The organism is Polaromonas sp. P1_G1 (assembly GCF_056405595.1).
In genome coordinates, this window is record NZ_JBFUBU010000009.1 from 99,322 (window position 1) to 120,183 (window position 20,862).

A 20,862-nucleotide genomic window follows, 5' to 3' on the forward strand; every position below is an offset into this window, starting at 1 on the left:
GTCGAATGCACCTGGGACTTCTATACCTGAGTAATGTGCTGACCTGGCGCGAACCATAAAGTTCGACCGGGTAAACCCTTGTGATGGCCGACCTTTTGCCTCAGCGAATTTCCGCCAGTGGCAAGCCGATGAAGTCGGCATAGCGCTGGGCCGCGAGCCGCAGCGCGCTGGCGCTGCCGCGCGGCAGCGGCGCGAAGGGTGTGGTGCTGATATTGAGCGCGCCTTTTTTCGCCTCTGCTTGCCACGTGCCGGCGACACGGCCATCGAGCAGCAACGCCGGGCGGAACAGGCCGTTGCTTGTCATGAGCTTGCCGGCATGCGCGGGGTCGATGATGGCCTTGCGGTCCGTGTAGCCCAGCACGTATTCGTCAAAGCCCGCCAGCAAGTGCAGCGCCGGCTTCCCGGCCGGCTGCGCAGGTCCTGACGCGCGCTTGGACCACCACACGGTGCTGCCCTCAAACAGTGCATGCGTGAGACCGGGCGCGGCCATCTCCAGCGCCGCCCTGGCTTCTCCGGCCGCCAGCCCCGACCAGCCTGTGAAGTCGGCCGGCGTGGCGGGGCCGTGGCTGGCGAAGTAGCGCTGCGCCAGTTTCCGGAGGCCGTCCTCGCGAGGCAGTTCAGGCTCCGGCGGCAGCCATTCATCGAGCAGCGTGTAGCGTGCCTGCCTGCCCTGCGGATCGCCCAGGCAGATCAGCCCGGTCTGTGCCGCGCGGTAGAGGATGCGTCCGCCGCGATGACCTTCGGTGTCGATGCGGCGCCGCGCGAGTGCGGCAAAAAGTTCTACGCGCGTGAGTTGCCGGTCGCCCTCCAGGCACTCGCGCAGGGCTGGAAGGATTTTGCGGAAGGCGGCTTCATCGAGATTCACTTCGCGGTAGGCCGCCGCGGTGCGGGTCAGCAAGGCCGGCGCGGCCAGGGCCAGCATCCAGCGCAGGTCGGCCGCCGCCGCCAGGTGCAGTGTGCCGCGCAAGACCCAGCTGCGCACCACCTTGCGCTGTGCCAGCGCTTGCTCGACGGCCGCGTCGCTGATGGCCGCCCCAGCCGCGAAGCGTGAACCGACGGCCCAGCGCGCATGGGCGTATTCCTGTGCCTGCACGGCGCCCAGCCATTGCACGGCTTGCGCTACCCGCTTGAAAGGGGCTGGCTTCGCAGACAGGGCCGGCGCCAGACGGTGGCTGGCCAGCCGCAGCGCGATCAGTTCCTGCCGGGAGATCTCCGCCATGTTCAGGCGATGCTTTCCATCATCGCCAGCATGCGACCCTGCSATGCCGCCGGCGAAAAACGTTCGCGCAGCAGTGCCTGCGAGGCGCGCACCATGGCCTCGCGCCGCGGCACGTCGGCCAGCAGCTCCGCGCAGGCCCGCGGCAGGTCTTGCAGTTCAGCCATGGCCATGTGCACGCCGGGCTTGATGCCGAAATCCTCCCAGCCTTCAAAGCTGTCGGACACCACGGCCGTGCCGGCCGCCCAGGCCTCGAAGGTGCGGAACTGGTCGAAGTAGCGCAGTTCGGAATCGGCGTGCACATTGAGGTTGATGCGTGCGCCGGCGCGGCAGGCATCGCGCGCCGCGCCCCAGAGGCCGCTCCAGATGAACTCGGCCTGCACCGGGAGGCTTGTGCCGCTCGCGAGGAACAGGCGCTCGGCCTCGCGTCGCCGCGGTGTGTCGCCGCCCAGCATGACGACGTCCCGGCTTCTTGACGTTTCGGGGAGCGGCTCACGCACGTGCTTGTCCGCCACCAGGTAGGGCAGGTGGAAGGTTGTGAGCGCCGGGAAATGCTGCGCGAGGTAGCGCGCGATGGAGGCGTCCATGGCCATCACGGCATGCAGGCCGGGCGCGATGGCGTCGAACAGCCCGGCCTTGTAACTGTGCACCGTGGCCGATGCGTCTCGCGTCAGCGGGTCGAACATCCAGAGCACATGCTTGCCGTGCCGCGGCAGGCCTTGCCTGGCAAAGCGCGGAAGGGCGTAGATGCCGGCGATCAGCAGGTTGATGTCGCTGGGGCCGGCGTCGGGCAGCGGCGCCTCGGTGCTGTTGCCCATGTCGATGAACTCGGCCTCGTGCCCGGCCTGCAGCAGCACGTCCATCCACAGGCGCGCGGCGCGGCCGAACAGGGTGTCGATGTCGGTATAGATGTGGACTCTCAATGCGCTTCCCGTTTTTTTCTTTTGCCTTCGCCGCTTATAGCGCAAATTCGCGGCGCGGCGGGAGCACGGAAAGCGCCGGCCGCTCACCAGGGGTTGTAGCTGCCTATGCTCCAGAGGTGGCCCTCAGGGTCGCGGCAGCTGAAGCCGCGGCCGCCGTAGTCCTCATCCTTGATGGCGATCACGATGGCGGCGCCCGCCGCCTTGGCGCGCGCATACACGGTGTCTGCATCGTGCACGCAGACGTAGGCGCTTTGTGTCTCGACGCCACCGAGTTCGTCGGGCTGGCGTATCAGCTTGCCCCACTCGGTGGGCACCTTGCCCACCGAGCCCAGCATGACCATGCCGCCGTCCAGCGTGAGCTGGGCATGCGCGATGGAGCCGTCGGGGTTGGGATAGGCCGCCTGTTTTTCAAAACCGAAAGCGCTGCACAGCCAGTCGATGGCGGCGGCCGCGTCGCGGTAGCGCAGGCAGGGAATGATGAGTGAGTTGGACATGGCGGGCTCCCCTCAAGGCAACGCCGATTTTCTACCTGCGGGTCAACAAGCATGCAAGCAAGGGTGAATGCCGTCCAGGCAATTGGGCGCGAGCCCTGGCCCAAAACTTTACACAACTGCCGGCATTTTTTTAGAAGTTTCCGGCCGTGATGTCATGGCCCTGGTGCCTACAAAAATAAGTCGTAAGGTAGTAGATATAGGTAATTGGAGGCAGAAAATGCGAGACAAAAGTAAGTGAATGTAAGCCACAAGAATTAATGCCCAAAAAAATGGGGGAAAACTATTACACGAAGTTCGCCGGAATTAATCACTTTTCCTGGCTTGTATCAAGTTTGACAATTGGTTACTGTGAATTAATTCACGGAATTGGGATGCGGTAGATGCCGTCTGTGATGTTGCAGCGGCGCATAAATCTTGATCTTTAGGCAGGATGAACAATGAAGCGTACTGATGGCGTTGGCTTGCACGACGTTCTTTCCCATGTCTTTGCGCTGTGTCTGGTCATTCCGGCCGTCGCCTCGGCACAACAAGCCCCTTCGACCATAGACCCGGGCCGGCTTCGCGAACGCTTTGATTTCCAGCCTGAGCCCGCACCCGCGGCACCGCCCACGCAAGTCAGGAGCGAGTCCGCCGAGCCCTTGCCGGATTCACTCAAATCCATGCGCGTCACGCTCAAGGAAATCCGCATCGAGAGCGCCACAGCGCTGCCGGGCAATGTGCTGCAGGCGCGGGCCGACAGCTACACCGGGCGTGAGATCACGGGCGGAGACATCCTCGAGCTCGCGTCTTCGCTGACCGCGATGTACCGCAACGCGGGCTACATTCTTTCGCTGGTGGTGGTGCCGCCGCAATCGCTCGCGGACGGCACGCTGACTTTGCGTGTCGTCGAGGGTTACATAGACCGCGTGAACATCCAGGCCGGTCCCGGCGTCAGCGCCTTTATGCAGGAAGAGCTGAGGCGCATCGGCGAAAAAATCCAGGCCTCCAGGCCCATAGAGGGCCGCGTGCTGGAGCGCTACCTGCTGATCGCCAATGACTTCCCCGGCATCGAACTGCGCAGCGTGCTCGCACCTTCGCAGGCGCCGGGCGCGGCCGACCTCACGCTGGTCGCCAGCATGAAGCGCGTGGAGGGCTTTGCCTCCATCGACAACTACGGCTCCAAATACCTCGGGCCCGGCCAGCTGACGCTGAGTGTGGCGGGCAACCAGTTGCTGGGCGTGAACGACCAGTGGCGCTTTGTCGGCGTGGGCAGCGGCAACTCCAAGATGGCGTATGCGCAGCTGTCCTATAGCCAGGTCGTCACGACCGAGGGCCTCCGGCTTTCGGCCGCCGTGTCCCAGGCACGCACGCAGCCCGGCGACATCCTCACGCCTTTCGAGGTGCGCGGCAATGCGGACACTGTGTCGCTGGGCGCCGCTTACCCCTTGCTGCGAACCCGCAATGAAAGCCTGATAGCGCGCGCGGCGTATGACCACTCCGATGTCCAGACCGAAATACTGGGCACCCGCGTGATCGAGGACCGCATACGCGCGCTGCGCCTGGGCCTGAGCTGGCGCCTGCTGGACCGCCTGGATGGGCAGAACGCGCTGGAGGTCGATTTCAGCCAGGGGCTGGGCGGCACCCAGGAGTCCGACCTGCTCAAGAGCCGGGTCGGCGCCAAGGGCGTGTTCAACAAGCTCACGTTCGATTACGAGCGCTCGCAGTTTGTGGGCCCGAATTTTTCGTTCACCGTGGGCGCGGGCGGGCAGTGGGCCAATACGCCGCTGCTGTCGTCCGAGCAGTACGCCTTGGGCGGGCGGCGCTTCGGCCGGGCTTATGAGCCGGCGGAGCTGGTGGGCGAACGCGCGCTGGCCTTTCGCATCGAGCCGCGCTTTGTCGGCGCCGCCACCGGCATGCCGGGGCTCAGGTCCTGGCAGCTGTTCGGCTTCTACGACATCGGCAAGGTCTGGAAGGTCGGCAGTGTCACGCCCGGTACGCCCGACAGCCAGAGCCTGGCTTCCGCCGGCCTGGGGCTGCGCCTTTTTCTTGAAAAAAATGTGGTGGCCGCCATCGAGGCGGCCTGGCCGTTGACCAAGTCCATCGCGAGCTACCAGACCGGCGGCAAGAACCCGCGGCTGATGGGTTCGTTGCTGGCGCGGTTTTGATGTGTGCTCGCTGAATCGGTCCCGATTGTTCTCTGCCGTCTTTGTTCTCAAGAGGTGATTTCATGCAAGTCAAGTCCCATCCGCAAGGCCTGCGCCCTCCGTCCCGCCGCCGGCCGTCTTTTGCGCTGAAAACCCTTCCCGCCGCGGCGGCGCTGCTGTTCGCGCCGCCGGGCTGGACCGTCGACATCGCGGGCGTGGCGGGCTTGCCGCAAAACGGCACGGTGTTTCGCGGCGACGCTTCGGGCTCGGTGTCCGGCAACCAGATGACCATCACCCAGACCACCAGTCGGGCCGTGTTGAACTGGGGGACCTTCAACATCGATCTCGGCAAGACGGTGGAGTTCAGGCAGCTTGATGCCTCGTGGGCCATCCTGAACCGCATCACCGGCGACACCAACGCTTCGCAAATCCTGGGCGGCCTGTCGGCCACCGGCACGGTGATGCTGATGAATCCCAACGGCATCATGTTCGGGCCAACCGCCGTGGTGAACGTGGGTTCGCTGATCGCGACCACGGGCAACATTGACGTGAGCAACTTCATGAGCACCGGCGGTGCTCAGATCACGGGCGCCACCGGCAGCATTGAGAACCAGGGCGGTATCACCGTGCAGGGCGCGGGGCTGGTGGCGCTGGTCGCGCCTTCGGTCACCAACCACGGCAGCATCAGCGCCACCAGCGGCACCATCGCGCTGGCCGGCGCCACGGCCGCCACGGTCTCGCTCAACGGCGGCCTGTATGAGTTCGCCATCGCCGGCGGGGCGACCGGCATCAACGTGTCCAACACGGCCAGCGCCAGCCTGGACGGCGCGACTTTGCGGCTGGGCGTGGGCGACGCGGCCAACCTGCTGTCGGGCGTGATCAACCTCGAGGGCGTGCAGCAGGCCAGCAATGCGATTGTCGTGAACGGCAATGCGGTGGTGCTCAAGTCGGCGCTGCAGGCGTCCAGCGTCAGCGGCAATTCCAACCGGGTTGACGTCTACCAGGGCGCACGCATCCAGGATGCGGTGAACATCGCCAAGACCGGCACGCTCGGCGCGGGCGCAGCCGTGGACGTGCATGCCGGCAGCTATGCCGAGCAGGTGGCACTCAACAAGGCCAATCTCACGCTGACCGGCCTGCCGGGCGCGAAGATCGTGGTGCCCGACACCCCGAACCAGCTGAACGGCATAGGCATTACCGCCAACAACGTGACGGTCACGGGCCTGGAGATCGCCGGGCCTGTGGACCGGCCTTACACCACTTACCCCTGGGCAGGTATCACCCGCGGTATCGCGGTGGCCAACGGGGTCACCGGCTTCACCATCGCCAACAACAACATCCATGACGTGCGCAACGGCATCCTGATCGACGGGCGCAACACCGGCAGCGTCACCGGCAACCGCATTGAAAACACCAAGAGCGCCATCTCGGTGCAGTACACCGACGGCAGCGGCATCACGATGGCCGGCAATAGCCAGGGCGCTGTGGGCAACGAGTGGGGCCTGAACCTGCATCTGAACGGCTACGTGGACGGCTCGACCATCCGCAGTAACCCGATCACCGCGAGCCCGACCCTGGCCTGGCAGCAGGCACTGCTCGCCCTGAGCGCCGCCAACGGCGGCTGGTCGGTGCAGGACCAGGGCTATACCTCATCCAATCGCACACACGTGAACGTGGCCACCACGGGTTCCGGCGGCGCGCAGGGCAGCGCGCTCACGCCGCTGGGCAGCGTCCAGGGTGGTGTGGACGCCGTGGTCACGGGCGGCACGGTCAACGTCGCGGCCGGCACCTACACCGGGGGCGTCAGCATCACCAAAGCGCTGACGCTGGATGGCGCAGGCGCGGGGCAGACGGTGCTGCAGGCCGCCTCGGCGGGCGTCGGTGACGGGGTGACCGTCAACAACGCCTCCAACGTCACGGTCTCCGATCTGTCGATCGCCAACTACGGCAACGGCCTGCGCATAGACGGAACTTCCAGCAACGTGACGGTCAATCGAGTCGCCTTCAACAACAACACCTCCGGTATGCGCAACGGCACGACGACCCGGGCCGATAACTTCCGCATGCTGAACAGCAGCATCACCGGCGGACAGATCGGCGTGCAGACCTACAACAACTACCAGATGGTGGGTGGCCACCCGGTCGCTACGGGCTCTTTCAGCAACGCTCTGTTCGAGAACGTCACGGTGGACGGGCCGAGCTTCAAGGGCTTTTACCTTGAAACCGCGAACGACCTGACGCTCAGGAACGTCACTGTCAGCAACGCCGGCAATTACGGTGCACCGCCTTCATCGTCGCTGCACCAGCGCTACGGCGCGGGCATAGATATCAACCTCAAGTACGACGCTTTCAATTCGATCAATTTCGACAATGTAGTGGTCAAAAACTCGGGCGCGAGTTCGGGCGACGCGACGGCCGCGGCGGTGGTGATCAAGACCCGCGGTATCCCCGGTGACAGCAGCTATACCGCCGCGCCGGCCACCCTGCAAAGCGTGAATATCTCGGGCGGCAGCATCGAAGACTCCAGCCATGCCGGCATACGCTTTGAAACGCTGAGCCGTGGCAACAACAACAACAACAACAACGGAAACGGAAACGGAAACGGAAACGGAAACGGAAACGGCAACAACGGAAACGGAAACGGAAATGGCGGACAAACCAGCGTCACCATCACCGGGACGCAGTTCAAGAACAACGGGCAAGACATCGTGGTCGACAACACCTCGGTCGACGCCCGCGGCGCCGTCTTTGTGGGCGCGGCCGACGGCTTCGCCATTGAAGACCGCGTGACCCACGCGCTGGACACCACCGGGCGCGGCCTGGTGACCTGGACGGACGGCAATGTCTACGTCACGCAGGCCAGCGGAAGCATCCAGCGCGGCGTGAATGCCGTGGTCGCCGGCGGCACGGTCAACGTGGGCGGCGGCACCTTTCTGCAGCCTTCCACGCTGGTGGTCGACCGCGGCGTGACCTTGGCCGGTTCAGGCCAGGGCGTGACCGTGATCGACGCGCATAACGTCAGCGGCTACGGCATCAACGTGACGGCCGACAACGTGTCGCTCAGGGACTTCACGCTCTACGGCCCCAGCGCCAACGTGGCCTCGGCCTATGGCATCAAGGTGGCGCCCGTGGGCGGGGCATCGGCCCGGCTGCACAACTTCTCCATCCGCAACGTCACCAGCCGCGGCGCGGGCCGGGCCGAACTGGACCTGAACGGCGTGGATGGCGCCGTTATCGACCATGTGACGGCCAACGGCGCGCCCGTGGGCAACGACGCGGGCAGCACGCAGGGGGCAGGCATCCAGCTGACCGACAGCGCCAATGTGACCGTCAGCAATTCCACCACGCGCAACAACGCCTGGGGCGGCCTGGCGCTTTACCAGGCCAACCGCTTCTACAACCAGCAGATGAACAACATCACGGTGGCGGGCAACAACACGTTTACCGAGCGCAACCCGGTCTACCTGCAGGACGAGTCGGCCAGCCGCAACTTCGGTGCGCTCAGCATCGCCGGCTTCGACTTCGCGGTGCGCAACGCCAGCGCGGCGGGCGACAACAACCAGTACACCTGGCTGCAGGCTTCGCAGCAAAACGCCTACGACTACGCCGTCAACCTGGGCAGCTCGGCCTCCAGCTATGTGCAGGGCTGGAACGGCGCGCAGGCCACACAGGATTTCCACGTCGGCATCGGCAGCCTGCTGGGCGGCGGCACCCAGGCCCTGTCCATAGGCACGGCGATGGGCAACGCGGGCAACGGCGCCAACATCCGCGTGGGTGCCGGAGCCTACGGCGAGAACGTGGTGGTGAACAACCCCTACAACTTCTACTTCAGCGACAGCACTGTGCACAGCCTGGCGCTCAATGCCGGCGCGGGCGGCTCCGGCATCGCCGGCACGGTGACGGCCGACGGCGCGGGCGGCATCGTGTTCAATGCACCGGTCAGCCTGCTGGGCGATACGACGCTGGCTACCCTGGGCGCCGACATCACCCTCAACGGCGACATCCAGAACGCCGGCGCCACAGCCCGCGCGCTGAGCCTGGTCGCCGGTTCGGGCGCCAGCCGCGGCAACGTGCACATGCTGTCGGGCGGCACCGAGGCCAATGCGCTGGGCCAGTTCGAGGTGGTCTCCAACGCCTTCAGCCTGGACAGCACACTGTGGGTCAAGGGATACGGCATCGACGCACTGGGCAATGTCGCACTGAGCAACCACACCCTGCGCGGCCAAGACGCAGGCGCCACCAACACCTTGAACGCCGGCGGCGACGTGAGCGGCTCCACCATCAGCCAGGGCGCCGTTCAGGTCACCAGCGGCGGCGATGTCTCAGCCAACGTCACCGCCAGCGAGGTGGCGGTGGCCGCCGTCGGCGACGTGAGCGGCACCACCACCAGCCAGGGCAATGTGMMRGTCAGCAGCAGCACCGGCGACATCAGCGGCAACATCAGCGGCAACAATGTGGTCGTGCAGGCGCWGGGYGACRTSAGCGGYACCACCACCAGCCAGGGCAATGTGACGGTCAGTAGCAGCACCGGCAACGTCAGCGGCAATATCAGCGGCAACAACGTGGTCGTGCAGGCGCCGCAGGGCGACGTGAACGTGGTGGTGGTGGCCACGGGCTCCGCCTCACTGGCCGGCGACTCRGTGGTCGCCAACGTCGTGGCGCCCGTGGTGACGGTGGCCGCCGTGGGCGAGGCCCAGCTCTCCGGCTCGTCCTCGCAGGTCACGATGAATGCGGGCAGCGGCAGCGTCAGCGGCAATTTCGGGCAGGTCACCAATTCGGGCGGCGGCCTGGTCAACGTCAACGGCAAACCCCAGGGCAACCAGCAGCTGTCGTCCAACACCGAGAACAACCGCGTGATCCCTTCCGGCAGCAATCTGGTGGAAGGCACCCCGGCCGAGCAGCCTGCGCTTCAGCTGGCCCAGGCTGCCAGCCTGGTGGCGGACACCGAGGTGCGCACGGTCCGGAGTTCACCGTCCGGCGCCGGCGAGGCCATCGACAACGGCCAAGCCGTGGAACTCGACATGTCGCCGAAAAACGAGCGCGAGAAGGAGTAAGAGAAAGAAAAAAAAGGCGAAGCGCCGTTCACAAAGCCCAGCGAAGCGGTCCTGGCTAGGCGCACCGCCGCAGACAGGGCTCCAGCCCGGCAAGGCGGTGCAACAACGCCAGGAGGGTTTTGTGAGCGGCGCTCAGCGCCGGTATTGTTCCTGCTGCATCACCTGCTGCGCCTGCAGGCTGGCTGCGAGCTGCGGTGCGGTGGTTTGCACGGCCTGGATTTCGGGGGTTGCGGCCGTCGCAGGCTGGGACACCGACAGTGCCGCCGTGCGCTGGGTTTCCGGCGCGGTGTTGCCTTGCGGGGTGACGCGGCGGGCGCCGTCAAAGCGACGCTGCCAGTAGCTCACGCCCATGCTTTCGACGCGCACTTCGGCGCCGGGCTTGGGGGAGTGGATGAATTTGCCGTCGCCGACGTAAATACCGACATGGCTGAAGGCGCGCCGCATGGTGTTGAAAAACACCAGGTCGCCGGGCTGCAGGTCGTTCTTGTCGATGCGCTGGGTGGCCGCGGCCTGTTGTTCGGCGCGGCGCGGCAGCAGCAGGCCAACGCTTTGTTCGTAAATGGCGCGCACAAAGCCGCTGCAGTCAAAGCCGGTTTCCACCGTGTTGCCGCCGCGCTTGTAGGGAACCCCCAGGAAACCCATGGCGTTGACCACCAGCTCGGAAGCCTTGTTGCTGACGTTCTGGCGAACGTGGTCAATCTTGGTGAGCAAGCCCTTGTCGGCCAGCAACTTGTCCATGTCGTCGCCAGAGCTGCCCGGTGCCGCGTGCACGCCCGCCGCCAGCAGGGCGGCAGAGGCAATGATGAGGGCAGGGGCAATTTTTCGCATGGCGCCTAGGATACTTGACAGATCTGTCCTACGTCAACCTCAAGTGGCTTCTGGATAAGCTTTACAAACCCTTGATTTGTAACGAGTTTATCTACGGGAAAACCCCTTTTTACGATTCAGGTGCTATGTTTGCATATGAAAAAGGCGCATTGGCGGACCGCCTTTCGCGGGTCTGGTGCCCAGACTTGTGGCTGCCGGCTCCCGCACAAATTTAAGGAATGAAATATGCCCTTTCCCAAAGCTGTATCTGCAAAGTTCGCTCTTGTTTTGATAGCGACTTTCCTGGCCAGCCTGCCCGCCCAGGCGCAAGGTGTGCGCCCTGAAACCGTGGCGGCCGGCCTGCAAAACCCCTGGGGCCTGGCTTTTTTGCCGGGCGGCCGTTTCCTGGTGACCGAGCGCCCGGGCCGGCTGCGGGTCATCGCCGCTGACGGCAAGCTGGGGCTGCCGGTGGCCGGACTGCCCGAGATCGCCGCCGGCGGGCAGGGCGGGCTGCTCGACGTGGTCACCGACAGCGACTTTGCCCGCAACCGCACGGTCTTTTTCTGCTTTTCCGAACCCGGGCCCGCAGGCCGCGGCAACAGCACCGCACTGGCGCGGGCGACCCTGAGCGCAGACGACAGCCGGCTCGAGAACCTCAAGATCATTTTCAGCCAGAAGCCCAAGGTGGCCAGCAGCTCGCACTTCGGCTGCCGCATCGTCGAAAGCCGGGCTGCCGGGGGCGCCGCGGACGGCAAGCTTTTCCTGACGCTGGGCGAGCGCTTTTCGCGCAAGGAAGACGCCCAGGCGCTGGGCAACCACCACGGCAAGATCGTGCGCATCAACAAGGACGGCACCGTCCCCCAGGACAATCCTTTCGTGGGCAAGGCCGGGGCCCTGCCGGAAATCTGGAGCTACGGCCACCGCAATGCCCAGGGCGCCACGCTGGCGCCCGACGGCAGCTTCTGGATGCACGAACACGGCCCGCAGGGCGGCGACGAAATCAATCTTCCTAAGGCCGGCGCCAACTACGGCTGGCCCGTCATCACCTACGGCGAGAACTACGGCGGCGGCAAAATTGGCGAAGGCCTGACCGAAAAAGCCGGCATGCAGCAGCCCCTGCATTACTGGGTGCCTTCGATCGCGCCTTCCGGCATGGCCTTCCTGACGAGCGAGCGTTACGGCAAGGCCTGGCAGGGCAACCTGTTTGTCGGTTCACTCAAGTTCGGCTACCTGGACCGCATCGAACTCTCGGCGCCTTTCGCCGGCAAGGTGGTGCGCGAAAACAAGCTGCTCACCGAACTCGGCGAGCGCATACGCGACGTGCGCCAGGGCCCGGACGGGCTGCTCTATGTGCTGACCGACAACAGCAACGGCAAGTTGATTCGCCTGCTGCCGGGGAATTAAATCCGCCTAGTTGGGCATGACAGCGGCAATCAGGTCCAGCTCGACCGCCGCGTTCTTGGGCAACTGCGCCACGCCCACCGAGGTGCGCGTATGCGTGCCGGCCGTGCCCAGCACCGTATACAGCAGTTCCGACGCGGCATCGGCCACTTCGCTTTGCTGGGTGAAGTCGGCCGTGGACTGGGTGTAGACCGTGACGCGCAGGATTTGCCCGATGCGGTCCAGGCTGCCCAGGCTTTGCCGCAGCAGCACCAGTGCGCGCATGGCGCAGACCCTGGCCGCCAGCTGGGCCTGGGCCAGCGATACGTCCGCCCCGGCGCGGCCGGTGACCACGACCGTGCTGCCCACACGCGGCACCTGGCCGCTGACGTAGACGGTGTCGCCGTGCCTCAGGGTGGACACATAGTTGCCGCCTATCTTGATCTCGCCTTCAAAGCTGTAGCCGAGGGCGGCTTCCTGGGCGGCAAAACGGCTGTCGCGTGAATCTTCCATGGCGGGGCTTTCTTGGGGTGTTTATATATAGAGGGGAAGGCAGAAGTCCAGGGGAATCAGCTGGGGCTTTTGAGCCGGAGCAGGCTTAAGCCCAGCAGGCCGAAGGCGCCGCCGCAGATGCGGTTGAACACCCGGGCCCGGCGTGGCGTGCCGAACCAGCGGTGCGTGTGGCGCGCCAGCAGCACGTAAGCCATGTGCGAGACCAGTACGCAGGCGGCGAACGCGCTGGTCAGCGCCAGGAACTGCGGCAGCACCGGGGCTTCGGGATGGATGAACTGGGGAAACAGTGCGGTGAAAAACAGGATGCTTTTCGGGTTGGTCAGCGCCACCAGCAGGCCCTGGCGGAACAGCGCGGCATTGCTTTTGCCCGGCAGCGATTGTTCCGGCAAGGGCGCGTCGAACATCGAAGTCTTGCTGGTCCACTGGCGCCAGCCGAGGTAGACCAGGTAAACCGCGCCCACGGTTTTCAGGACCGCGAACAGCCAGGCCGAGGTGTGCAGCAAAGTGCCCAGGCCGGCCATGGCCGCGGCCGACACCGAAAACACGCCCAGCACATTGCCGGAAGAGCTCCACAGCGTCTTGCGCGGCCCCCAGGCCACGGCGTTGGATACCGCCAGCAAAATGCCCGGCCCGGGGCTGAGCGCGGTCACAAGTGAAATGGTGATGAACAGTAGCCAAGCGGAGGTGGTCATGGGCGTGGGTGAAAAGAGGGATGGAATGAAGGTCGAATTTACCGTGCCGGCTTTAAACCGGTTTGGCGCTGCGGTATCGGCCGCGCGCGGCCAGTGTGATTCCTGAAAGGCGGCTGAGCCATTTTTTKCTCGCCGCTGCCAGCGCCTCCCGCAACGGAACGCGGGCCGGCTGGCTCACGATGCAGGCCGCGCCGCCGTGCTGGGCGGTCACCGTGATCCAGCCGTCCTGGTTGACGGTGTGTGCTTGTCCCGCCTCCAGCACCGCGTCATGGCAAACGACCTGTTCGCCCAGCCAGCGCGGCGCGCCCGTCACTAGCAGCGTACCCGAGGTGCTGATCAGCGCGCTGCCGGCCTTGCTGTGGAAGAACAGGGATTCACCTGCGTCAAGTTCAAGGCGGCGGGAAGCAAAGCAGTGTTCCATGGCGGCTCCATTGCAAGGTTGGTGAACTGGGGAGGGCATGGCTGCAAGATTAAGGAAAGCGCCGAATTCCCGACAGATGCACACAAGGCCTTTCTGTATCGGTACAGAAGGTCTTTTTTCTATCTGTTATGGTCTGATTTCGCCCCATCTGTGGCTGTGTCGCCGCAGCCCCTTCACGGATCATTCAAGCCATGGACGTGTTACCCCTGACGCAACAACCTCTTTACCTGCGGCTTTCCAGCCACTATCGGCAGGCCATCCAGTCCGGCGTGCTGATGCCCGGCGAACGCATGCCTTCGGTCAGGGCGCTGACGCGGCTGCACCAGGTCAGCCTCTCCACCGCGGTGGAGGCCTGCCACACGCTGGAAGACGAAGGCCTGCTGGAGGCGCGGCCGCGGTCCGGCTACTTTGTGCTCAAGCGGCGGCGCACCGACCTGCAGCCGCCCAGCGAGCCCGAGTTCGGCCGCAAGCTGGACCCGGCCCAGTACGTCGGCATCCATGACCGCGTCTCCGACTTTGTCGCCAAATGCGACTTCTACCCGCTGGTCGCCAACCTGGCGGGTACTTACGGCTCGCCCGAGATGTACCCCGCCGAGGCGCTCAAGAACGCCGCCACGCGGACCTTGCGCAAGCATCCCTTCCTGCTGGTAAGCGCGCCCGATTTCCTGCACGATTCACCGCTCAATGCGGTGCTGGCCAAACGCGCGCTGGAGGCCGGCATGCAACTGTCGCCCGAGGACATCCTGGTGACCCACGGCTGCATAGAGGCGCTCAACATTGCCTTGCGCGCGGTGGCGCAGCCCGGCGACACCGTCGCGGTGGAATCCCCCACCTACCACGGCCTGCTGCAGATCCTCGAAAGCCTGGGCCTGCGCGCGCTGGAGATTCCCACCAGCCCGCAGCAAGGCATTTCCGTCGAGGCGCTGGACCTGGCCCTGAGCACCCACGACAGGATTCGCGCCGTGGTGGTCATGCCTAACTTCCACAACCCGCTGGGCAGCGTCATGCCCGACACCGAAAAAGAAAAACTGGTGCGATTGTGCGAGCGCCAGCAGATCGCGCTGATTGAAGACGACACCTATGGCGCGCTGGGCCCCGACGATGTCCCGCTCAAGGCCGCCAAGGCCTGGGACCACGATGGCTCGGTGATTTACTGCGCCTCGCTGCGCAAGACACTGGCGCCCGGCCTGCGCCTGGGCTGGGTCGCCGGCGGCCGCTGGCAGGCGCGCATCCAGATGATCAAGTACGCGCAAAGCCGCGCCAATGAAACCCTGGCCCAGTACACCGTGGCCGAGTTCATGGCCTCCAGCGCCTATGACCGCCACATGGCCAGGCTGCGCCGCATGCTCAACGCGCAGCGCGAGCAGATGGCCGAAGCCATCGCGGCCCATTTCCCGCCTGGCACCCGCTTGTCGGTGCCCAGGGGCAGCATGATGCTGTGGGTGGAACTGCCGGCCGGTACCTCGGCGCAAGCCGTCTTCGACACGGCCATACGCCAGGGCATACGCGTCGCGCCGGGCTCCATGTTTTCCAACTCGAACCGCTTCGACAATTTTCTGCGCATCAGCTGTGGCGCGCCGTTTTCCAGCCAGGCCGATGAGGCGCTGCGCACGCTGGYAGCCATCGTCTCGGCCCAGGTGGTGAAAGCTTGAGAGGCTAGTGCGCCGCCGCGTGGCTGCGCTTCACAAAGAACAGGCCCGCGCCCACCGCCATCAGCATGCCGCCGAAGATGCGGTTCTGCAGCTTGATGGCGCGCGCATTCTTGAAAAAGGTTTGCAAACGGCTGGCCGCGAAGGCATAGCCGTGCATCACCACGGTGTCTACCGCCACCGTGGTCACGGCCATCACCAGCAACTGCGGCCAGAGCGGCCGGCTGGGGCTGATGAATTGCGGCAGCACCGCCACCATGAACAGAATGCCCTTGGGGTTGGTCACATTGGTCAGCAGCCCGGTGAAAAAGCGCCGCCTGGCCGAGAGGCCGTTGCCATCGGCAACGCCGGCCTCGCCATCCGGCGCAATGCCGTTTGATGAACGCCACTGCGCCCAGCCGATGTAGATCAGGTAGGCCGCGCCCAGGATTTTGACGACGCTGAAAGCCAGCTCGGAGGCCACCAGCAGCGAACCCACGCCCGCACCCGCCACCAGCAAGATGACGACCAGCCCGATCTGCAAACCGGCAATCGTCGCGCGCGTGCGCCGCATGCCAAAACTCAGGCCATGGCTCATGGCCAGTACCGCGCCCGAACCCGGGGACAAGGCAATCAGGATGGAGGCAAGGAAGTAGGCGGTCCAGGTGTCGAGGGCCATGGTGTATTTGCGATCAGGGGGATCTGAAGAAGGGGTGAGGGGAGGGCAAAACGCCTGCCATCCTACATGGAACCGGCAAGGCCCGCGGGTATCATGCCCGGATGGCATCCAAGGCACACGGACAGGATCGACTCACGCAAACCGGCCGTGCCGCGCAGCAGTGGGTGATCGAGTGGTGGCGGCTGGTGCACCTGGGGGCGCTGATCCTGGTGCTGACGCTGTCGCCCTCAAGTTACAGCCCGCAAAGCCGCGCGATCCTGGCGCGCCACATCTATATCAACACGGCGCCGATTCTTTTGTGGTTCACCGTGCTGTGCGCCCTGGTGACCGTGGTGCTGACACGCATCGTGCTGGTGACGGCGCTCAGCTACGGGCTGTCGCAGTATGCCCTGCAGGTGGTGATTCGGGTGCTGGTGCTGGAACTGATCCCGCTCACGGCGGCGCTGTTTGTGGCGCTGCGCTGCACGATCCCCGACGGCGCGGAATTGACAGCCATGCAGGCCAGCGGCGAGCTCGACGAAATGCGGCGCAAGGGCATCGAGCCTGTGCGGCGCGAGGTGCTGCCGCGCGTGGTGGCGGGCATGTTTTCGGGCATCACACTGGCGGCGCTCAGCTGTGTGGTGGCGCTGGTGGTGGCCTACATTGCGACTTACGGTTTTACGATTTCGGGCCTGGCGTCTTACACGCGGCTCTTCGGCCAGGTGTTCAGCCCGGCGGTCACGCTGATCTTTGTGCTCAAGACCTTGTTTTTCTGCCTGGCCGTGTCGCTGATTCCGATGGCTTCGGCGCTGTACGGTATGTCCGAAGCCAGCGTGCGCACCAGCGCCGAGATGCGCGGGCTGGTGCGCATGTTTGCCGTGATTTTGCTGATCGAAGTGGCTTCGCTGGTCGGCAATTACTATTGACTCAACAAAAAAAGTACATCCCATGAGTTCACCCCACGACACCCCCAACCCCTCGGCGCCGCCGCCCGGCCGGCCGGACCCGCTGCAGCCCTCGCGCGGGACGGAGTCCTCGCCGGCGGAAATCGCCGGCCTGGAGTTCAAGGCCCGGTTGCTGCTGCTCTTCATGCTGCTGCTGGTGTGCGGCTCGGCGCTGTATGTGATGTATGCGCGCGGCGCGTTTGAATCGACCCAGCGCCTGGTGCTGATCGCCGACGATTCTGACGGCGTGGTGGTCGGCATGGACCTGACCTTCTCGGGTTTCCCGATCGGCCGGGTCAACCGCGTCGAGCTGGCCGCCGACGGCAAGGCCCGCATCCTGGTCGACGTGGCCGCCAAGGACGCGCACTGGCTGCGTACCAGCAGCGTGTTCACGCTGGTGCGCGGGCTGGTCGGCGGCACAGGCTTGCGCGCCTATACCGGGCTGCTGAACGACCCGCTGCTGCCCGAGGGTGCGGAGCGTACCGTGCTGCTGGGCGATGCCGCCGCCGAGGTGCCCAAGGTGGTCGCCGCGGCCAAGGAGCTGATCGAAAACCTCAACACCCTGACCGGCGAAGGCGGCGCGGTGGGCGCCAGCCTGGCCAACGTCAAAACCCTGACTGAGCGCCTCAACGGCCCGGGCGGCGCGCTCACGGTGCTGCTGGGCAGCGAGGCCGAAGCGAAGAAGTTCGCCGCCACGCTGGATCGCACGAATTCCCTGCTTACCAAGCTGGACGGCCTGGCCGCCAAGACCGACACCCAGGTCTTCGGTGACAAGGGCCTGATGCCGGAAACCCGCGCAACCGTGGTGCAGCTCAATGCCATGCTGGGTGAGGCCCGCACCAGCCTCAAGAAGGTCGATGCACTGCTGCAGGACGCCCAGGCCGTGACCCGCAACGCCAAGGTCGCCACAGACGACCTGGGCGCGCTGCGCGCCGATGTGGAGGCCAGCCTGCGCAAGGTGGAAGGCCTGATCAACGAGATCAGCCGAAAATGGCCTTTTGCCAAGGATGCGAGCGAGGCGGAGATGAAACTGCCATGAGCACCACTGCCACAAAACTTGCCGCATTGTTGCTCGCCGCCGGGCTGCTGGCCGCCTGTTCCAGCGGCCCGCGCGCGCCGGACTGGCAGCTGGAGGCCAAAGGCTCCATGGACCGCTCCGTCGCCGCCTATATGGAAGGCAACAGCCGCGTCGAGATGGCCGAACTGGAGCGCGCGCGCGGCCAGCTCACGCGCTCGGGCCGCGCCGACCTGCTGGCCACGGCCGAACTGCTGCATTGCGCGACACGTGTCGCCAGCCTGGTGCTGGACGAGCCCTGCACCGGCTTTGAAAAACTGCGCCCCGATGCCACCGAAGCCCAACGGGCCTATGCCGATTACCTCAAGGGCCGGGTGCCGCCGCAGGGGATTGCCTTGCTGCCTGAATCGCAACGCGCCGCCGCGGCCGGCAATGCGGGCGCGCTGGCCGGCATCACCGATCCGCTGTCGAAGCTGGTGGCGGCCGGCGTGCTGCTGCAAACCGGCAAGGCCAGCCCGGCCGTGATCAGCCAGGCGATCGACACCGCCTCGGCCCAGGGCTGGCGGCGCCCGCTGCTGGCATGGCTGGGCGTGGAACTGCGCAGGGTGGAGCAGGGCGGCAACACCGCCGAAGCCGACCGTCTGCGCCGCCGCATCGAATTGACGCAGAACATGCCTGCGCCCGTGAAGCCATGAAGGGAATCCTGTGAGTTACCGGCTCAGGCTCTACGCCTATGAAGACGCGTCCGAGGGAGAGCTGCAGGCGGCCGAGCAGCGTTTCAGGACGGCGCTGGAGGCCGCGCTGGGCCATGAAAGCCTGGTGCTGCCGGTGTACACCGCCTACATGCGGCTGGTTTCCACCTACGGCGAATCACCTGCGGAAGATGTGCTGTCGGCCGACGAGCTGGAGGTTTTTAGCCAATGGCAGGCGGCAGAATTGGCGGCTGTCACGGCGGCTTTGGGGCCGAATCGTTATATGGGGGATGCCCAGTTCGAGATTCGTCCGGCTTAGCGGGGAGTCTTCTCAGGGCGAGCGGCTGAGCCGCGGCGAGGCCAGCGCCTGCAACTGGTCGGAAATCGCGGTGTCGACAGCAGCGAGCTGTTTGAGCAGCTGCGCTTTCTCGAGCGCGGCATGCAGTTGCCGCAAATCCTTGCTGCTGGTGGTGGCCTTGATCTGGGCCAATGCCGCCGAGGTGTTGCCGGTTTTGAGCACGGCCAGCATCTTTGTCACCCATTCGCTGGCGGCGGGTCGTTTCTGGTTCATGGGGCATTGTAGGGTTGCCCTGCAAAACAACAACGCTGCCATGGCGGGGCTTGACCTTGAGTGCACTCAAGGTTTTCCAATTCCTTCAAGCCCTCGCAAATTGCCGGGCCCCACACCCGGTGTGACGGGCATTCAAGGAGCTTCCTCATGAACACAGCATCCACTACGAACACCACCGACGCCAACAGGCAACACATCCGCCAGGTCATGGCCGAACTGGACAAAGGCAATGGAACGGCTTTTGTCGACGCCATGGCCGACGATTTTTCATGGACCATCCCGGGCAATACACCGTGGTCGCGCACCTACAGCGGCAAGCTGGTGGTGATCAATGAACTGCTGCGGCCCCTGTACGCCCAGTTCGCGACGCCCTATGTCAGCACCACGCGCCGCGTGATGGCCGACGGTGACATGGTCATCATCGAATTTGAAGGGCGGGTCACGACAAAGGCCGGCAAGGCCTACAACAACCGTTATTGCTACGTCTGCCGCATGGAAGACGGGAAGATGAAGGACTTGATGGAGTACCTCGACACCGCGCTGGTGAGTTCGGCGCTGGAGGCGCCTTCCTCGTCATCGTCCGCCACACTTGCCGCCTGAGCCCTGGTTTTATACAGTCAGGCATGGCTGAAAACTTCCTGATCGGGCAACTCGCCGCGCGCACCGGGCGCAGCGTGCACACCATACGCTGGTATGAGGCTCAGGGCTTGATCCCCGGCGTGGCACGCGACGCCGGGCGCCGCCGCGTCTACGGCGAGCTGCACATCAGCTGGCTGGACCTGATGGACAGGCTGCGGCGCACCGGCATGTCGATCGCCGAAATGCGCGAATACACGGCGCTGGTCAAGCAGGGCAGCGGCACCCTCAGCAAACGGCAGGCATTGCTGTCGGCGCACCGCGAGCAGGTCAAGGGCATGATTGCCGAGTGGCAGCTGGCGCTCAAGCTGCTGGACAAAAAAATCGACTTCTATGACGAGTGGGTGGCCTCGGGCAAACGGCCGACGGTGAAGATTGCCGCGTCCTCGGGGCCGGCGCCCAAATCCCGGCCCAAAGCAAAACTGCCCCGGCCCGCGAAAGCTTAGCCGGCTGGAGAATCCAGCGCATCCAGCAGCACGCGCAGGCCCGCCAGCGCCGATTCAGCGCTTTCCATCTGCGCCCGCACGATGGCGCCGTCCACGGCCAGCGCCGCCGCGCCGGCAAGGGCTTGCTGGCCCGGCCTGGCGGGCAACAGGCCGGCAATCACCTGCCGCATATCGTTTTTATGGTTTTGCACGATCGGCGCCACGCCGGGCAGGGCGCCGGCTTCGGCCATGGCGTTGATGAAGGCGCAGCCGCGAAACAGCGGGTCGGCAAACCATTCGGCCAGCGTGGGCAGCAGCGGCGCCAGGCCGCCGCCCGCCGTGGCGCCGTGCCGCCCCAGGGCATCGACAAACCAGGCCATCCAGCGTTCGTGGCGGTAATCCAGGAAGGTACGTATCAGCTCGTCCTTGCTGGGAAAGCAGCGGTAGAAGGTGAGCTTGGCCACGCCCGACTCGGCAATGATGCGGTCTATGCCGGTGGCGCGCAGGCCGTCTCGGTAGAACAGGTCGTGCGCGGTGAGCAGGATGCGGTCGCGCGGGGAGGGGGTGGAGACGTCCATGGCGCGATTGTAGACAAGTCTGTCTACCTGTGCCAGAATCGCAGCGAGTAGACAGATCTGTCTACCATCTTTCACCCACCTCACCCAAAGGA

Annotated in this window: 20 protein-coding genes; 10 read left to right on the forward strand and 10 right to left on the reverse strand. The window is 65.2% G+C overall.

The window, feature by feature from the left end:
• Window positions 1-100 precede the first annotated feature (100 nt).
• From AC1D1Y_RS06190 to AC1D1Y_RS06200, 3 genes are all read right to left on the reverse strand, one after another.
• Window positions 101-1,219: a winged helix DNA-binding domain-containing protein gene (locus AC1D1Y_RS06190; protein ID WP_477681573.1), complete on the reverse strand. Its 1,119-nt coding sequence runs from the start codon at window positions 1,217-1,219 to the stop codon at window positions 101-103.
• Window positions 1,220-1,221: 2 nt separating this feature from the next.
• Entirely contained in the window at window positions 1,222-2,139 is a 918-nt protein-coding gene (locus tag AC1D1Y_RS06195; RefSeq protein WP_477681574.1) for a glycosyltransferase family protein, read from the reverse strand.
• 83 nt (window positions 2,140-2,222) lie between these two features.
• Window positions 2,223-2,633, reverse strand: coding sequence for a VOC family protein (locus AC1D1Y_RS06200; protein ID WP_477681575.1), 411 nt, complete (start codon window positions 2,631-2,633; stop codon window positions 2,223-2,225).
• Window positions 2,634-3,070: 437 nt separating this feature from the next.
• Here AC1D1Y_RS06200 and AC1D1Y_RS06205 point away from each other — a divergent pair, with 437 nt between their 5' ends.
• Together AC1D1Y_RS06205 and AC1D1Y_RS06210 are read left to right on the forward strand one after the other, a co-directional pair.
• Window positions 3,071-4,777, forward strand: a complete 1,707-nt coding sequence (locus AC1D1Y_RS06205; RefSeq protein ID WP_477681576.1) for a ShlB/FhaC/HecB family hemolysin secretion/activation protein — start codon at window positions 3,071-3,073, stop codon at window positions 4,775-4,777.
• A gap of 62 nt (window positions 4,778-4,839) precedes the next feature.
• Window positions 4,840-9,810: a beta strand repeat-containing protein gene (locus tag AC1D1Y_RS06210; protein WP_477681577.1), complete on the forward strand. Its 4,971-nt coding sequence runs from the start codon at window positions 4,840-4,842 to the stop codon at window positions 9,808-9,810.
• Window positions 9,811-9,942: 132 nt separating this feature from the next.
• Here AC1D1Y_RS06210 and AC1D1Y_RS06215 read toward each other — a convergent pair whose 3' ends face one another.
• A complete protein-coding gene (locus AC1D1Y_RS06215) occupies window positions 9,943-10,638 on the reverse strand; it encodes a C40 family peptidase (RefSeq protein ID WP_477681578.1) in 696 nt (231 codons plus the stop codon).
• Between the two features lie 225 nt (window positions 10,639-10,863).
• Between AC1D1Y_RS06215 and AC1D1Y_RS06220 the strand changes: the two genes are divergently transcribed.
• On the forward strand, window positions 10,864-12,021 hold the full coding sequence (locus AC1D1Y_RS06220; protein ID WP_477681579.1) for a PQQ-dependent sugar dehydrogenase: 1,158 nt from the start codon (window positions 10,864-10,866) through the stop codon (window positions 12,019-12,021).
• A 6-nt stretch (window positions 12,022-12,027) separates the two neighbouring features.
• Here the strand turns inward: AC1D1Y_RS06220 and AC1D1Y_RS06225 are convergent, their stop codons facing one another.
• The 3 genes from AC1D1Y_RS06225 to AC1D1Y_RS06235 are packed head-to-tail and all read right to left on the reverse strand — an operon-like array spanning window position 12,028 to window position 13,623.
• Window positions 12,028-12,510: a RidA family protein gene (locus tag AC1D1Y_RS06225; RefSeq protein ID WP_477681580.1), complete on the reverse strand. Its 483-nt coding sequence runs from the start codon at window positions 12,508-12,510 to the stop codon at window positions 12,028-12,030.
• Window positions 12,511-12,566: 56 nt separating this feature from the next.
• A complete protein-coding gene (locus AC1D1Y_RS06230) occupies window positions 12,567-13,202 on the reverse strand; it encodes a LysE family translocator (protein ID WP_477652153.1) in 636 nt (211 codons plus the stop codon).
• 52 nt (window positions 13,203-13,254) lie between these two features.
• Window positions 13,255-13,623: a hypothetical protein gene (locus AC1D1Y_RS06235; RefSeq protein WP_477681581.1), complete on the reverse strand. Its 369-nt coding sequence runs from the start codon at window positions 13,621-13,623 to the stop codon at window positions 13,255-13,257.
• Between the two features lie 191 nt (window positions 13,624-13,814).
• On the opposite strand from AC1D1Y_RS06235, the gene AC1D1Y_RS06240 reads away from it, so the two are divergent.
• The gene (locus AC1D1Y_RS06240) at window positions 13,815-15,275 is read left to right on the forward strand and encodes an aminotransferase-like domain-containing protein (protein ID WP_477681582.1); all 1,461 of its coding nucleotides are present in this window, start codon (window positions 13,815-13,817) and stop codon (window positions 15,273-15,275) included.
• Window positions 15,276-15,279: 4 nt separating this feature from the next.
• On the opposite strand, the gene AC1D1Y_RS06245 is transcribed toward AC1D1Y_RS06240, so the two are convergent.
• Entirely contained in the window at window positions 15,280-15,930 is a 651-nt protein-coding gene (locus AC1D1Y_RS06245) for a LysE family transporter (RefSeq protein ID WP_477681583.1), read from the reverse strand.
• Between the two features lie 101 nt (window positions 15,931-16,031).
• On the opposite strand from AC1D1Y_RS06245, the gene AC1D1Y_RS06250 reads away from it, so the two are divergent.
• The 4 genes from AC1D1Y_RS06250 to AC1D1Y_RS06265 are packed head-to-tail and all read left to right on the forward strand — an operon-like array spanning window position 16,032 to window position 18,879.
• Window positions 16,032-16,835, forward strand: coding sequence for an MlaE family ABC transporter permease (locus AC1D1Y_RS06250; RefSeq protein ID WP_477681584.1), 804 nt, complete (start codon window positions 16,032-16,034; stop codon window positions 16,833-16,835).
• Between the two features lie 22 nt (window positions 16,836-16,857).
• Entirely contained in the window at window positions 16,858-17,892 is a 1,035-nt protein-coding gene (locus AC1D1Y_RS06255; RefSeq protein ID WP_477681585.1) for an MlaD family protein, read from the forward strand.
• On the forward strand, window positions 17,889-18,563 hold the full coding sequence (locus AC1D1Y_RS06260; RefSeq protein WP_477681586.1) for a hypothetical protein: 675 nt from the start codon (window positions 17,889-17,891) through the stop codon (window positions 18,561-18,563). The genes AC1D1Y_RS06255 and AC1D1Y_RS06260 overlap by 4 nt, the downstream gene beginning before the upstream one ends.
• 10 nt (window positions 18,564-18,573) lie before the next feature.
• Window positions 18,574-18,879, forward strand: coding sequence for a hypothetical protein (locus AC1D1Y_RS06265; RefSeq protein ID WP_477681587.1), 306 nt, complete (start codon window positions 18,574-18,576; stop codon window positions 18,877-18,879).
• 12 nt (window positions 18,880-18,891) lie between these two features.
• On the opposite strand, the gene AC1D1Y_RS06270 is transcribed toward AC1D1Y_RS06265, so the two are convergent.
• Window positions 18,892-19,131: a hypothetical protein gene (locus AC1D1Y_RS06270; protein WP_436154316.1), complete on the reverse strand. Its 240-nt coding sequence runs from the start codon at window positions 19,129-19,131 to the stop codon at window positions 18,892-18,894.
• 147 nt (window positions 19,132-19,278) lie between these two features.
• Here AC1D1Y_RS06270 and AC1D1Y_RS06275 point away from each other — a divergent pair, with 147 nt between their 5' ends.
• Complete coding sequence (locus AC1D1Y_RS06275) at window positions 19,279-19,731, forward strand: nuclear transport factor 2 family protein (protein ID WP_477681588.1); 453 nt, start codon at window positions 19,279-19,281, stop codon at window positions 19,729-19,731.
• A 23-nt stretch (window positions 19,732-19,754) separates the two neighbouring features.
• Entirely contained in the window at window positions 19,755-20,213 is a 459-nt protein-coding gene (locus tag AC1D1Y_RS06280; RefSeq protein ID WP_477681589.1) for a MerR family transcriptional regulator, read from the forward strand.
• On the opposite strand, the gene AC1D1Y_RS06285 is transcribed toward AC1D1Y_RS06280, so the two are convergent.
• Window positions 20,210-20,770, reverse strand: coding sequence for a TetR/AcrR family transcriptional regulator (locus AC1D1Y_RS06285; protein ID WP_477681590.1), 561 nt, complete (start codon window positions 20,768-20,770; stop codon window positions 20,210-20,212). The two genes, AC1D1Y_RS06280 and AC1D1Y_RS06285, sit on opposite strands and share 4 nt — an antisense overlap.
• Between the last annotated feature and the right edge of the window lie 92 nt (window positions 20,771-20,862).